At 64.3% G+C, this 13638-nt stretch carries 12 protein-coding genes; 10 read left to right on the top strand and 2 right to left on the bottom strand.

Annotated elements, in window-relative coordinates; translation table 11 throughout:
• Positions 1-10 precede the first annotated feature (10 nt).
• Positions 11-808: a gamma-glutamylcyclotransferase family protein gene (locus VMJ11_RS18150; RefSeq protein ID WP_325620775.1), complete on the bottom strand. Its 798-nt coding sequence runs from the start codon at positions 806-808 to the stop codon at positions 11-13.
• Positions 805-2439, bottom strand: a complete 1635-nt coding sequence (locus VMJ11_RS18145; RefSeq protein ID WP_325620774.1) for an ABC transporter substrate-binding protein — start codon at positions 2437-2439, stop codon at positions 805-807. The genes VMJ11_RS18150 and VMJ11_RS18145 overlap by 4 nt, the downstream gene beginning before the upstream one ends.
• Before the next feature lie 374 nt (positions 2440-2813).
• Between VMJ11_RS18145 and VMJ11_RS18140 the strand changes: the two genes are divergently transcribed.
• The 10 genes from VMJ11_RS18140 to VMJ11_RS18095 all read left to right on the top strand — a co-directional run bounded on the left by VMJ11_RS18140 (position 2814) and on the right by VMJ11_RS18095 (position 13614).
• Positions 2814-3455, top strand: coding sequence for a DsbA family oxidoreductase (locus VMJ11_RS18140; RefSeq protein ID WP_325620798.1), 642 nt, complete (start codon positions 2814-2816; stop codon positions 3453-3455).
• Between the two features lie 733 nt (positions 3456-4188).
• Complete coding sequence (gene atzF, locus VMJ11_RS18135) at positions 4189-6039, top strand: allophanate hydrolase (protein WP_325620773.1); 1851 nt, start codon at positions 4189-4191, stop codon at positions 6037-6039.
• 33 nt (positions 6040-6072) lie between these two features.
• Positions 6073-7170 (top strand): BMP family ABC transporter substrate-binding protein, encoded by a 1098-nt coding sequence (locus tag VMJ11_RS18130; protein ID WP_325620772.1) that lies wholly within the window; start codon positions 6073-6075, stop codon positions 7168-7170.
• A gap of 30 nt (positions 7171-7200) precedes the next feature.
• The gene (locus VMJ11_RS18125) at positions 7201-8355 is read left to right on the top strand and encodes an ABC transporter permease (protein WP_325620771.1); all 1155 of its coding nucleotides are present in this window, start codon (positions 7201-7203) and stop codon (positions 8353-8355) included.
• The gene (locus VMJ11_RS18120) at positions 8348-9274 is read left to right on the top strand and encodes an ABC transporter permease (protein WP_325620770.1); all 927 of its coding nucleotides are present in this window, start codon (positions 8348-8350) and stop codon (positions 9272-9274) included. Before VMJ11_RS18125 ends, VMJ11_RS18120 begins: the two co-directional genes overlap by 8 nt.
• Before the next feature lie 86 nt (positions 9275-9360).
• Complete coding sequence (locus VMJ11_RS18115; protein ID WP_325620769.1) at positions 9361-10053, top strand: isochorismatase family cysteine hydrolase; 693 nt, start codon at positions 9361-9363, stop codon at positions 10051-10053.
• Positions 10054-10055: 2 nt separating this feature from the next.
• A complete protein-coding gene (locus VMJ11_RS18110; RefSeq protein ID WP_325620768.1) occupies positions 10056-11669 on the top strand; it encodes an ABC transporter ATP-binding protein in 1614 nt (537 codons plus the stop codon).
• Between the two features lie 43 nt (positions 11670-11712).
• The gene (locus VMJ11_RS18105) at positions 11713-12375 is read left to right on the top strand and encodes an isochorismatase family cysteine hydrolase (protein WP_325620767.1); all 663 of its coding nucleotides are present in this window, start codon (positions 11713-11715) and stop codon (positions 12373-12375) included.
• Complete coding sequence (gene hpxZ / locus VMJ11_RS18100) at positions 12375-12779, top strand: oxalurate catabolism protein HpxZ (protein ID WP_325620766.1); 405 nt, start codon at positions 12375-12377, stop codon at positions 12777-12779. The genes VMJ11_RS18105 and hpxZ overlap by 1 nt, the downstream gene beginning before the upstream one ends.
• A 97-nt stretch (positions 12780-12876) precedes the next feature.
• Entirely contained in the window at positions 12877-13614 is a 738-nt protein-coding gene (locus VMJ11_RS18095; RefSeq protein WP_325620765.1) for a GntR family transcriptional regulator, read from the top strand.
• Positions 13615-13638: the final 24 nt, after the last annotated feature.

Genomic DNA, 13638 nt, shown 5'->3' with positions numbered 1-13638 from the left:
ACCCCGCGGTCTAGCGGGCGTGCTCCTGCCGAAGACACACGTCGCCTTTACGTTTGGCGATCGCCGCGCTCCTCGCGGCATAGTCCTCGGAGAAGGCCCGCTGTTCGAAGCAGGGCGCCGATGTCGCGAGCAGCGCATCGACCGTCGCGAACTGTTTGTTGAACACCCACGGCCGGCGTGCGAGCGCGCGGTCGTTGAGCCAATAGGGACTCCAGTCGCGCGTCGTCTCGATGATCTCGCGCGCGAATTCTGGTCCGTACTCGAGGCCACCCTCGATCACGACATCGATATACGACTCGACGAGCGGAAAACTCGCGTCCGGCACCGGAAGCCCTTCGCCCGGCGCCTTGCCTTCGACTTTCGGCACGTAGACCCAGACAGTCCCCTGCGCCGGCAGCGGTTGCCATGACACGGCCTCGATGAGCGCGCGCGGCACCTCGACGCGCACGTAGCCCTTCTCGCGTTCGTCGAACGCGGACATGTCGTTGCCGACAACGGGATAGATCACTCCATTGATCGTCATCGGCGCCTCGCCCTTGAACGGACGCCGCAGGCCGAGCGCCGTGAACCCCGAGCGCGCGCGGTCATTCCAGCTGCGCACATAGCCGAACGCCGCCGAAACGCGCACCGGAATCGCAGCAACCGGCTTGCCGGCCGTGGACTCGTGCGATGGCGTGTTGATGAGCGAGCCGTAGCCGAAAATGAACTGCGTCGGCGGATCGGGAAGACGCGCTCCCCAGAAGTCGGTGGTCTGCGCGTGCGCCGCCGAAACGACGAGCGCCAATGCCACGACGAATCGCCGGATCATTTGAGTCCAACATTCCAGAACTGGGTTGGACCGAACGGATCGATCTTGAAGCCCGTCACGTTCTTGCGCATTGGCTGGAAAACGGTCGAATGCGCGATAGGCGTGAACGGCACTTGCTGCTTGAAGATCTCCTGCGCCTGCATATAGTAGGCGGTGCGCGCCGAGATGTCGGTTGTGGCACGGCCTTTCTGGATCAGATCCTCGAATGGCGGGTAGCACCACTTGGAAAAGTTGCTGCCGTTCACCGACGCACAGCCGAGAAGCACCCCAAGCCAGTTGTCCGGATCGCCGTTGTCTCCAGTCCAACCGATCAGTATTGCGTCGTGCTCGCCCGCATGCGCACGCTTGATGTATTCGCCCCACTCGTAAGTGACGATCTTGGCGTGCACGCCGATCTTTTCCCAATCCGCCTGGATCATCTCCGCCATCAGTCGCGCATTGGGGTTGTAAGGGCGTTGCACAGGCATCGCCCACAGCGTGATGTCAAAGCCGTTCGGAAATCCCGCCTTTGCGAGCATGTCCTTCGCCTTGTCCGGATCGTAAGGCGCATCCTTGAGCGCTTTGTTGTAGGACCACTGGGTGGGCGGCATCGGGTTTGTCGCCAACTGCCCAGCCCCCGCATACACCGAATCGATAATCGCCTTCTTGTTGATCGCCATGTCGAGCGCCTGTCTTACCTCGACCTTGTCGAGAGGCTTGTGTGTCGTGTTGTACCCCAGTAACCCGAGATTGAAGCCGACCTGGTGTAGCACCTGCAACTCTGGATCGCTCTCCAGCGATGCGATGGCTTGTGGTCGAGGGTACGTCATGACCTGGCATTCGTTCTTGATCAGCTTCTGCTCACGCACAGCAGCGTCCGGTGTGATCGAAAAGATCAGCTTGCTCACCCGCACAACGCCCGGCTTCCAGTAGTCAGGGTTGCCGTCGAAGCGAATCGTCGCATCCTTCGTATAACTGACGAAGATGAACGGACCCGTTCCCACGGGGTAAAGGTTGATATCGGACGCCTTGCCGGCCTTCATCAGTTGATCGGCGTATTCGGCCGAGATGATCGATGCGAACGGCATCGCCAGTTCCGAGAGGAATGGTGCGTTCACCGTCTTCATGGTGAAGCGCACGGTGTAGGGATCGAGCGCTTCGATCTTCGAGATGCTCTCATTGAGTCCCATGTCCTTGAAATACGGAAACTGGACGGGGTACGCATTGCGAAACGCATTGTTCGGGTCGAACATCCGCTCGAAAGTCAGCATGACGTCATCGGCGTTGAACTCGCGCGTGGGCTTGAAGAACGACGTCGTATGGAACTTGACGCCATGGCGCAGGTGAAACGTATAGGTCAGGCCATCCGGTGAAATCTCCCAAGATTGCGCGAGACCCGGCTCGACTTTTGTGCCGCCATGCTCGAATTCGACGAGGCGGTTGTAGACCGTGTACGACGCGGCCGAGAATTCGAGGCCAGTCGTGTATTGTGCCGAGTCAAAACCCGCCGGGCTGCCTTCCGAACAGAACACGAGCGTCTTGTCCGGCAATACCGCGGCGGATGCCGGTGCGCTCAATATCGTTGCAAGGATTCCGAAAGAAAACAAAAGCGACGTAAGAGGATAAAGGCATAGCCTGCGGCAGGATGACATGTACGCTCTCCCATACATTTTTAATTAAAAACGGTGCTCGATCACTGCATCCACCAAACAACAGTAGCTTAGTCAATATCCGTCGACGCACAGTGTGGGGAAAACCGGGTTTCCAGGCACATTTCTCCATTGCCCAGGTGTGGGCGCAGCGATCGATTCGCGAATGATGTTCAAGGCCGCTTCCGGAATGCGCATTGCGCTGCTGGAAGTGACGCCCCGAGGCCATTATTGATGTAGCGGAACAACTGAAGTGTCGCGACCTGCGGTAGTTGCGCGCTGAAAGTCGTCCAGAATGCCATTCACTCCCCCGCGCGTCTGGAAATCCGCCTCGCAAGGGCCATTTCTCGCGCCCAGTCACGTCTCCCAGGAAAGCAATGAAGCAACCGCTCAGAATCGATTTTGTCTCCGATATCGCGTGCCCGTGGTGCGCCATCGGCCTCTCCTCGCTACAAGTTGCACTGTCGCGCCTCGGCGACACTGTCGACGTCGAATTGGTCGCGCATCCGTTCGAGCTGAATCCGCAGATGGTGAGCGAAGGCGAAGTGCTGGTCGAGCACATCGGCAGGAAATATGGACGCACGCCGCAACAGGTGGCAGAGGCGCAGGCCGAACTGCGCGAGCGCGGGGCGAAGGTGGGATTCCAATTCGGCAAGCGCGAGCGCATCTATAACACCTTCGATGCGCACCGCCTCCTGCATTGGGCCAACCTCCAGGGCAAACAGGTAGCGCTCAAAGAGGCGCTCCTGAAGTCCTATCATGGCGAGGGCAAATCCACTAGCGACCATGATGTTCTCGTCGAGGCCGCGCAATCGACAGGACTCGATGCTGCAGAGGCTCGCGCCGTCCTGCAAAGCGACGCTTATGCGAGCGAGGTGCGTGCAGAAGAAGCGAAATATCAGAACATGGGAATCCATTCGGTGCCGTCCATCATTTTCAACGACCGCTATCTGCTGACCGGCGCGCAACCCGCCGAGGCATTCGAGCAAGCTATCCGGCAGATTCTTTCGGAGAGGTGATCGAATCTGGCTGCGAGACCCGGCCTCGCCTCAGCCGATCGGAGAGGCCGGTTTTTTTCGCATGGCCGCCGGATTCGTTGCGCACCGCCAAGCGCACGTGATTTGCGAAACCGGATTCGCCGCGCGACGTGAAGCGCGCGGCGAATCGGCACTGGCGCGGACACTCCTTCGTCGATCGTGGCATCGATTGAAGCGCCCATGAAGCAGTTCAGTTCGGTACGCACATGTGCGCCCTCCTGCATCGACGGCCCGGACGTTTTGCTCGCGCAGAATGTGCACCTTGTGGCCCGGCACTGCGCAAGCGAGGGCGCGCCTCTCGGCGGCAGGAAAGCTGACACCCAGATAGTGCAACGTTTCCGGCGTATGGAACCGAACGCCCCGGCAAAGCCGGGCAGGCAGCCAGAGCACGCAGCTGTCGAGCCGCCCTCCCCGACAAGTCCCCGACACCGGCCTCGAATGTCCTTCGAGCATGCCGGAACCCGTCTCCCCCACGATCCGAGCGGACCATCACCGCTGCCCGGCATCTGAAACCTTTTCGCAAGCTTGCGCACGATGCACGGGATACGTGCACCAATCCGGGCCCATCGCGACCCAGACTGGATCACGGGCGCAAGCCGTCCCGACGCTCACGCCAACGTGAAAAGCCTTGTCCCGCAGGGACTTCAGGCCAATCCCCCGTAGCTGGCACAGTTGCTGCTAACTTGAGTCCCAACTTGTATTCAAGATTGAACTCATGTTTAAAGACACCCGTATCAAGGTCCGTGCCCTGCTCGAGTCCTATGCCAGCGAAAGCACGACGCCTCGTAAAGTCGTCGAGACGCTCATAGCCAGGATCGAAACCTCCAGTCGCCCCGAAGTCTGGGTATCGCGCGTGAGCGCCGCCGATCTCGCCAGCCGCGCCGCCGCGCTCGAAGAAGCGCACGCGCGTCTGGGCGCCGCCGTCTTCGAGCGCATGCCGCTCTTTGGCGTTCCGTTCGCGGTGAAGGACAACATCGATGTCGCGGGCATGCCGACCACCGCGGCCTGCGATGCCTTCGCGTACACGCCCGGCACGTCGGCGTTCGCCGTCGACCGGCTGCTCGACGCCGGCGCGATCCTCGTCGGCAAGACGAATCTCGACCAGTTCGCGACAGGCCTCGTCGGCACGCGCTCGCCATATGGCGGCGTGCGACAGTTCGAATCCGATGCGCACATCTCCGGCGGATCGAGTTCGGGTTCGGCAGTCGCGGTTGCGGCCGGGCTCGTCGCGTTTTCGCTCGGCACCGATACCGCCGGCTCGGGGCGTGTGCCCGCGGGCTTCAACGAACTCGTGGGCCTCAAGCCGACACCTGGCCTCGTGAGCAAGAGCGGCGTGGTACCGGCATGCCGGAGCCTCGACTGCGTCTCGATCTTCGCGCACGATGTCGGCGACGCGTGGCAGGTCCTGCTGCAGATGGCGAAGTACGACAGGCAGGACGGCTACGCGCGCCGCGTACCGTCACTCGGACTTGCCCATGCACCGGTGCGCCTCGCTGTGCCGGAGCCGTTGACGTTCTTCGGAGACGCGCACGCGCAGCACGCCTTCGCAGCCACGCTCGATACGATCGCCACACGCCTTGCGCTAACGCCGGTACAGGTGCCGTTCGAACCCATGCAGCGAACCGCGGCGCTCCTGTACGACGGCCCCTGGGTGGCCGAGCGACGTGCGGCGCTCGGTTCCTTCTTCGAAACTCATCGCGCCGATATCAATCCCGTCGTCGCCGAAGTCATCGCGAAGGCGGACAGCTACAGCGCCGCCGACGCGTTCAACGGACAGTACGCGCTTGCCGCACTGCGCCGCGAAGTCGAAGCGCTGTTCGAGACAGTCGATGTCCTGATCGTGCCGACCACCCCCACCCATCCGACCTTCGACGACGTGCACGCGGACCCGATCCGCGCGAACAGTCAGCTTGGCGTCTATACCAACTTCGTGAATCTGCTCGATATGTGCGCGCTCGCTGTGCCGGGCGTGCGTCGGGCGGATGGCCTGCCCGCGGGGGTCACGCTTATCGCTCCTGCGGGGGCCGACCAGCGGCTCGCCGTACTCGGCGCGCAGATCCAGGCGCTCTTCATGGCCCACGCCGCAGCCGACGACGCGACCCCCATCGCCGCGAAACCCCTCCCGTTCGAAGAGCCGACGGTGACGCTCGCCGTAGTCGGCGCGCATCTGCGCGGGCAGCCTTTGTGCTGGCAACTGCTAGAGGCTGGTGCGCGTTTTGTCGAGACGACCCGCACGTCTTCCCAATACCGGCTCTATGCGCTCGCCGGCACGACGCCGGCCAAGCCCGCACTGGTACGTACACCGAACGAACCTGGCCAGCCCATCGAGATCGAGCTCTGGGAGGTGCCCGTGCGCAACTTCGGCGCCTTCGTCGCCCAGGTGCCGGCGCCGCTCGGCATCGGCAACGTGCAGACGGCCGACGGGCGCACAGTCAAGGGCTTCATCTGCGAGCCTGCGGCGGTCGGACCGGGCAGCGGCGCGCACGACATCACCGCGTTCGGCGGCTGGCGCGCGTGGCTCGCCATTGCGGCTGAAGCGCAAACCCCACCTGCTTTGCAGGACTAAATTCAACGCATTGATTTCACGAGGAATCCAGCCATGACCAACCGTCGCAATTTTCTCAAGGGTGCCGGCGCTCTCGCCCTCGGCAGCGCGTTCCCGTTCGACCTGGCCTTCGGCGCGGAGCCGCTCACGGTCGGCGTCATCTACGTCGGCTCACGCGGCGACTACGGCTACAACCAGGCCCAGGCGCAGGCGGCCGCCGTCATCAAGAAGCTGCCTAACGTGAAGGTCGTCGAGGAAGAGAACGTGCCCGAGACCGTCGCCGCGCAAAAGTCGATGGAGGCAATGATCGAGCAGGACGGCGCGACGCTGATCTTCGCGACCTCGTTCGGCTACTTCGATCCGCACGTGCTGAAGATGGCCGCGAAATATCCGAAGGTTCGCTTCGCACACTGCGGCGGCCTGTGGAAGAGCGGCAATCCGGCCAACATCTCGAGCTATTTTGGCTACATCGACGAATGCCAGTACCTGAACGGCGTCGTGGCGGGTCATGCGAGCAAGACGAAGAAGCTTGGCTTCGTCGCGGCCAAGCCCATTCCGCAGGTCCTGCGCAACATCAACTCGTTCACGCTGGGCGCGCAGTCGGTGGATCCGTCGATCACCACGCACGTGATCTTCACGGGCGACTGGTCCATGCCGGTGAAGGAGGCGGAAGCCGCGAACAGCCTCGTCGATCAGGGTTGCGACGTCCTCACGTGCCACGTGGATGGACCGAAGGTCGTGATCGAGACGGCCGAAAAGCGTGGCGCGATGAGCTGCGGTTACCACGCAAGCCAGGCGGCGCTCGCGCCGAAGGGCTATCTGACCGGCGCCGAATGGGACTGGGCGACGCCCTACAAGCTGCTCGTCGCCAACGCGCAGACAGGCAAGCCGCAACCCAACGTCCTGCGCGGCGGCCTGTGCGAAGGCTTCGTGAAGATGTCGCCGTACGGTGCGAAGGTGACGCCCGATGCCCGCGCAAATGCCGATGCAGTCAAGGCGAAGATGGTCGCGGGCAACTACGTGATCTTCAAGGGGCCGATGAAGGACAACAAGGGCGGTAGCGCCATTGCAGCCGGTACGGGCTACGCGCAGACCGATATCGCGCTCGAAAGCATGAACTACCTGGTTGCCGGAGTGGTTGGCCAGATTTGAGGATCGAATGCGTCCTCGCCAGGAGTTGTGATGTCCGTTTCCCTTTCTCCCGCTCACGGGCGGCCGCGAAGACTGCCTGCAGGCGTCGCGCGTTTGCTGCTTGCCGTGTTGCCCGCGCTGCCTACGGTGTGTGCCATCGTGGCGACGCTCGTGCTTTTTGGCGCCTTCCTGCTCGCTCAGGGGCAACCGGCCGCTGACGCACTTGGCCTCATCGCCAAAGGCGCGTTCGGCTCGTCGTTCGCATGGCAGAACACCCTGCTGCGCGCCGCGCCGCTCATGCTCACGGCGCTATGCGTCGCGCTGCCCGCCCAGGTCGGCCTGATCGTGATTGGCGGCGAAGGCGCGCTCGCGCTCGGCGGCCTCGCTGCGGCCGTCGTGCCGCAGTGCCTGCCGCACGCCACGCCGTGGTTCGTCGCCACGCCATTGATGGCCATCGCCGGCATGCTGGCGGGCGGCCTGTGGATCAGCGCAGTGGGCGCGATGCGCCAATGGCGCGGCGTCAACGAGACCATCAGCAGCCTGCTGATGTCGTACATCGCGATTGCGGTCTTCAAGTTTCTGGTCGAAGGACCGTTGCGCGATCCCGCCAGCCTCAACAAGCCCTCGACGCTGCCCGTGCCCGACGCCATGACCATCGGCTCGCTGCCGGGTCTCGACGTGCACTGGGGCCTTTTCTGGGGCGCGCTCGCGTGTCTCGGCGCCTGGGTGCTCGTGCGTCACAGCACGCTCGGCTTTGCCATGCGCGTGACGGGTGGCAACGTGCGTGCGGCGCGTCTCGTCGGCCTGCCGGTGGGCGGGCTCGCGCTCGCGGCCTGTGCGCTCGGCGGGGCATCGGCGGGGCTTGCCGGGATGTTCGAAGTCGCGGCCGTGCAAGGCAGCGCGAATGCGTCGCTGCTCTCGGGCTACGGCTATGCGGGCATCCTGGTGGCGTTCGCAGCGCGCCAGAATCCGTTCGCCGTGATCGTCTGCGCGCTGATGGTGGGCGGCATCGAGGCGAGCGGAAGCCTGTTGCAACGCCGCCTCGACCTGCCCGACGCCGCCACGCTCGTGTTGCAGGGCCTGCTTTTCGCGAACCTGCTGGCGTGGGAGGCGCTCGGTCCCCGCCTTGCCGCCTGGCGCGTGAAGCTGCAGGCCGCCGCGCTCGAAGCCACTTCCGTTTCACTGGAACGTACCCACCATGTCTGACCTCCATTCGCCCATTGCGGTGCTGCTGCTTTCGCTTTTCGCGGGCGCCATCCGCGTGAGTACACCTTATCTGTTCGTGAGCCTCGGCGAGTGCCTCACCGAGAAGGGCGGCCGCGTGAACCTCGGCCTCGAGGGGATTCTCGTCTCCGGCGCCATGTGCGGCTACGCGGGCTCGTATCTCTCGGGCTCGCCCTGGATCGGCGTGCTCGCGGCGGCAGCGGCAGGTCTCGTGCTCGGCTGCCTGCATGGGCTCGTCTGCTCGCTGCCGCGCGTTTCCGATATCGCGTTCGGCATCGCGCTCATGCTGTTTGGCACCGGCCTCGCGTTCTATCTCGGCAAGCCGTTCATCGAACCGCAGGCGCCTATGCTCCCGTCGATCGATCTCGGCGCGTGGGCAGCCTCGCCGCAGGTGCACAACGCGCTGCACATCAACCTGCTCTTCGTGATTGGCGTCGTGCTCGCCGTCGTCCTGCAGTGGGGCCTGCGCTCGATGCGCTGGGGCATGACGCTGCGACTCGTGGGCGAGAACGCCGAAAGCGCCCGAGCGATGGGCTATCCCGTCACGCGCGTGCGCGTCATGGCGACGGCGGTGGGTGGCCTCTTCGCGGGCGTGGGCGGCGCCTATCTCTCGCTCGTCTATCCCGGGAGCTGGAACGAAGGGCTCTCCAGCGGCCAGGGCCTCATGGCCGTCGCGCTCGTGATCTTCGCGCGCTGGCAGCCGCTGCGCTGTCTGTGGGCCGCGCTGCTGTTCGGCGCCGCCGGCGCGCTCGGTCCAGCCCTGCAGGCAATCGGTGTGACCAGCGGCTACTACCTCTTCAACGCCGCGCCTTACGTGCTGACGTTGGCGCTCATGATCGTCAACTGCCGTCCCGATCGCACATTGGCGGGCGCGCCTGGCGAACTGAGCCTCACGCGCTGAACGTAAAGGCGCACGCCGCCTGACCGAACGAACGAACGAATCCAGAATCGCGCGCGCTCCCGAAAGCGCGTGCTCGGAGAATGAAAATGACTCAGTACATCGAAGCTCGTCCTTACCCCTGGCCCTACGACGGCAACCTGCGGCCCGACAACACGGCGCTCGTCATCATCGACATGCAGACCGACTTCTGCGGCTACGGCGGATACGTCGACAAGATGGGCTACGACCTCTCGCTCACCCGCGCCCCGATCGAGCCGATCAAGCGTGTTTTGGGCCTCATGCGCGGACTCGGTTTCACGATCATCCACACGCGTGAAGGGCATCGCCCGGACCTCTCCGACCTGCCCGCGAACAAGCGCTGGCGCAGCCGCCAGGCGGGCACGAACGGCGTCGGCATCGGCGACGACGGGCCGTGCGGCCGCATTCTCGTGCGCGGCGAGCCGGGCTGGGAGATTATCGAGGAACTCGCGCCGCTGCCAGGCGAGATCATCATCGACAAGCCCGGCAAGGGCTCGTTCTGCGCGACGGACCTGGAGCTGATCCTGCGCACGCGCGGTATTGCCAACCTCGTGCTCACGGGCATCACGACCGATGTGTGCGTCCACACGACAATGCGTGAGGCGAACGACCGAGGTTTCGAATGCACCCTGCTCGCCGACTGTTGCGGCGCCACTGACAAGGGCAATCACGAAGCCGCGCTCAACATGGTCCTCATGCAGGGCGGCGTGTTCGGCACGGTCTCCGATTCGGCAGCGCTCGTCGCCGCCCTGGAGCGCTGATCATGGCTACCGCGACGCGCGCACTTGGCGTCGAGGTGATCGGCGCGAGCAAGTCGTTCGGTGCGTTCCGTGCGCTCGACGACGTCACGCTCAAGGTGGCGCCCGGAACCGTCCACGCCCTGCTCGGCGAGAACGGCGCGGGCAAGAGCACGCTCGTGAAGGGTCTCGTCGGCTATGGCGTGCTCGACGAAGGCGATATTCTGGCCGACGGGCGCGAGGTGCATATTGCGTCCCCGCGCGACGCCCAGGCGCTCGGCATCGGCATGGTCTATCAGCACTTCACGCTGGCGGCCGGGCTTACCGTCGAGGAGAACCTGGTCCTCGCGCGCGGCAAGCTGCCATGGAGGATCGACTGGACGGCCGAGCGCACCGCGCTCGAAGCGTTCATGCGCCAGATGCCGTTTCGCCTCGAACTCGCGGCTCCCGTGTCGTCTCTCGCGGCCGGAGAGAAGCAGAAACTCGAAATCCTCAAGCAACTGTACCTGCAGCAACGCTTCCTGATTCTCGACGAGCCGACTTCCGTGCTCACACCCCAGGAAGCCGACGAAGTACTCGGTCTGATGCGTGCGCTCGCCTCGCGTGGCGAGCTCACCGTATTGATGATCACGCACAAGTTCCGCGAAGTGATGGCCTATGCGGACAACGTGACCGTGCTGCGCAAGGGGCGGTTCGTCGGCACCTGCGCGGTTGCCGACACTGACCGCGACCGGCTGGCCACCTGGATGATGGGCAGCGACGCGAGCGCCGAAACGCGTGAGGGCGCCACTGAAGACACTGGCGAGGCAAGGATTGCGCGCCGGCCGCACTCGCCCGACGCACCGGTGCGCCTCGCGCTCTCGAACCTTTCGGTGGTTGACGACCGCGGGCACGCCGCCGTGCGCGAGGCATCGTTGAGCGTGCGCGCAGGCGAAATTCTCGGGCTCGCGGGTGTCTCCGGCAATGGCCAGAAGGAACTGATCGAAGCACTCGTTGGCCAGCGCAAGGTCGAGTCGGGTGAGATGAGCGTAGAGGGCGCGCCCTATGCCGCGACGCGCGAAGCGATGACTCGCCTGAGCGTGTACGCCCTTCCCGAGGAGCCGCTGCGCAATGCGTGCGTCGCCGGCATGAGCGTGGCCGAAAACATGGCGCTGCGCGATTTCGACCGCGCACCGCTGCGGCGGTGGGGATGGCGGCTCGACCGCCGCGCCATGCGTGCACGCGCCGAGGGGCTTATCGCCGAGTTCAACGTGAGGCCGCCACTGCCCGAGCGCGCCATCGGCACGCTTTCCGGCGGCAACGTGCAGCGCGCCGTGCTGGCGCGCGAGCTTGGGCAGGCCGTGAACGTGCTGATCGTTGCGAATCCCGTGTTCGGGCTCGACTTTGCCTCCGTGGCCGACATCCACGCCCGCATTCTCGCGGCGCGCAACGCCGGTGCGGCCGTGCTGCTCGTGAGCGAAGACCTCGATGAACTGCTGGAACTCGCCGATCGTATCGTCGTGATGGCCGAAGGACGGCTCGTCTACGAGACGGTGGCAAGCGAGGCGGATCGCGTAGTGCTTGGGCGTCACATGGCAGGTCATGGCGACGAAGGCAACGCACAGGCAGCCGAGACGGCAGTGCTGCACGCGAGCGCCTGAGCGAAACTCGAACGACACACAAGACAAAGGGAGAAGGACAGCGATGACAACCATCACCGGCGCAAAACCCGCGCCGTTCACGTTCGATGCGCGCCACACGGCGCTCATCGTCATCGACATGCAGCGTGATTTCATCGAGCCGGGTGGCTTCGGCGAGGCGCTAGGCAACGACGTGTCGCTGCTCGCCGACATCGTGCCGACGGTCGAGCGGCTCATCGCGCATGCACGCTCGGCGGGCTGGCAGGTCGTGCACACGCGCGAATCGCACGCGCCCGACCTCTCCGACTGCCCGCCGGCCAAACGCCTGCGCGGCACGCCGAATGCGCGCATTGGAGACGAGGGACCGATGGGCCGCATCCTCGTGCGCGGCGAGCCCGGCAACGCGATCATCGATACGCTGAAGCCGCTCGAAGGCGAACTCGTCATCGACAAGCCCGGCAAAGGCGCTTTCCATGCAACGCGGCTCGGCGAAGCACTGTCGATGCGCGGCATCACGCACCTCGTGTTCGCGGGCGTGACGACCGAGGTTTGCGTTCAGACTTCGATGCGCGAAGCGAACGATCGTGGCTACGAGTGTCTGCTGATCGAGGATGCAACGGCTAGCTACATTCCCGCGTTTCGTGAAGCCACGATCGCGATGATTCATTCGCAGGGCGGCATCGTCGGCTGGACCGCCCCGCTCGACGCACTGCTGGAGGCAGCCTGATGACGCTGGAATTGAACCGATCCGAGGTCGTTGCTCAGGTGGAGTCGGCTTTCGAGGCTTACGAACGTGCACTCGTCGACAACGACGTCGAGACGATGAACACACTCTTCTGGGACTCTCCTGAGACCGTGCGCTACGGCATCGCTGAAATCCAGCATGGCGGCGAGGCGATCCGCCGCTGGCGGGAGACCTGCGTGCCGGTGCCGCGCTCACGGCGGCTGCATCGCACCGTGGTGACGACATTCGGCGCCGACTACGCCACGGTAAGCACCGAATTCACGAGCGACGCCACGCCATTGACGGGCCGCCAGATGCAGACGTGGGCACGCCTGCGCGAGAAAGGCGCCGCGTTCGGCGGCTGGACGATCGTGGCGGCGCACGTGAGCCTCATCGAACCTGTCTGAGCATGGACACTAAGCGCGGATAATAGGGAACTGGCCTGCGTCGCCCGCCATCGCGCCGACGCGCCGCAAAACTCTCGACGTTTTTTACAGCCGACTCATGGACGACTTGCCCGAAGTGGCCGCCGAAGCCTGCGCAGCACCTGGTGCGAAGGTGGCCTATAGCGCGAACCCGCTTGCAGAACAGGTGTATCAGCTGATCAAGCAGGACATCTTCAGCTTTCGCCTGTTTCCTGGCGACCGCTTTTCCGAGAACGACATCGCCCAGCACTACGGCGTATCTCGCACGCCAATGCGCGACGCCCTGTTCCGCCTGCTGCGCGAAGGGTATCTCGAAGTGGGGTTCCGGCGCGGCTGGAAGGTCTGCGATATCGACTTCAACCGGCTCGACCAGCTCTACGACCTGCGCATCGTGCTCGAACTGGCGGCGCTCGAGCGGCTCTCCGGCGTCCCCCACAACGCCATGGACGAGCTGCGCGCCATATGGTGCGTCGAAGAAGGCGAGCGCGAAAGCGATCCGGCCGCGATGTTCGCGCTGGACGAGCGTTTTCATTGCGGCCTCGTGAGCGCGGCCGGCAACGACGAGATGCTGCGCGTGCATAACGAGGTCACCGAGCGCATACGCATCGTACGGCGGCTCGATTTTCTCAAGGCCCATCGCACGAGCGCGACCTACGACGAGCATTCGACGATGCTCAACCTCATCGATCGCAGCAAGTTTGCCGAAGCGAGCATCCTGCTGCGCGCTCACATTACGCAGAGCAAGCTGGAGGTGAGAAAGATCACACTGTCAATGCTCGCGACCGCGCGCGACGAGAAGCTGCCTTTCGTCAGCTAGGTCTGCGCCGCCTGGGCGCATCAG

The organism is Paraburkholderia sp. (genome assembly GCF_035501035.1).
Lineage (GTDB): Bacteria > Pseudomonadota > Gammaproteobacteria > Burkholderiales > Burkholderiaceae > Paraburkholderia.
This window is presented reverse-complemented; position numbering and strand designations above follow the sequence as displayed.

What these genes read in the sequence shown, in the direction of transcription:
- atzF (WP_325620773.1), top strand. Translation starts at nt 4,189, where the DNA reads ATGTTTAAAGACACCCGTATCAAGGTCCGTGCCCTGCTCGAGTCCTAT.
- VMJ11_RS18150 (WP_325620775.1), bottom strand. Translation starts at nt 808, where the DNA reads ATGATCCGGCGATTCGTCGTGGCATTGGCGCTCGTCGTTTCGGCGGCG.
- VMJ11_RS18095 (WP_325620765.1), top strand. Translation starts at nt 12,877, where the DNA reads ATGGACGACTTGCCCGAAGTGGCCGCCGAAGCCTGCGCAGCACCTGGT.
- VMJ11_RS18120 (WP_325620770.1), top strand. Translation starts at nt 8,348, where the DNA reads ATGTCTGACCTCCATTCGCCCATTGCGGTGCTGCTGCTTTCGCTTTTC.
- VMJ11_RS18105 (WP_325620767.1), top strand. Translation starts at nt 11,713, where the DNA reads ATGACAACCATCACCGGCGCAAAACCCGCGCCGTTCACGTTCGATGCG.
- VMJ11_RS18110 (WP_325620768.1), top strand. Translation starts at nt 10,056, where the DNA reads ATGGCTACCGCGACGCGCGCACTTGGCGTCGAGGTGATCGGCGCGAGC.
- VMJ11_RS18130 (WP_325620772.1), top strand. Translation starts at nt 6,073, where the DNA reads ATGACCAACCGTCGCAATTTTCTCAAGGGTGCCGGCGCTCTCGCCCTC.
- VMJ11_RS18125 (WP_325620771.1), top strand. Translation starts at nt 7,201, where the DNA reads ATGTCCGTTTCCCTTTCTCCCGCTCACGGGCGGCCGCGAAGACTGCCT.
- VMJ11_RS18140 (WP_325620798.1), top strand. Translation starts at nt 2,814, where the DNA reads ATGAAGCAACCGCTCAGAATCGATTTTGTCTCCGATATCGCGTGCCCG.
- VMJ11_RS18115 (WP_325620769.1), top strand. Translation starts at nt 9,361, where the DNA reads ATGACTCAGTACATCGAAGCTCGTCCTTACCCCTGGCCCTACGACGGC.
- VMJ11_RS18145 (WP_325620774.1), bottom strand. Translation starts at nt 2,439, where the DNA reads ATGTCATCCTGCCGCAGGCTATGCCTTTATCCTCTTACGTCGCTTTTG.
- hpxZ (WP_325620766.1), top strand. Translation starts at nt 12,375, where the DNA reads ATGACGCTGGAATTGAACCGATCCGAGGTCGTTGCTCAGGTGGAGTCG.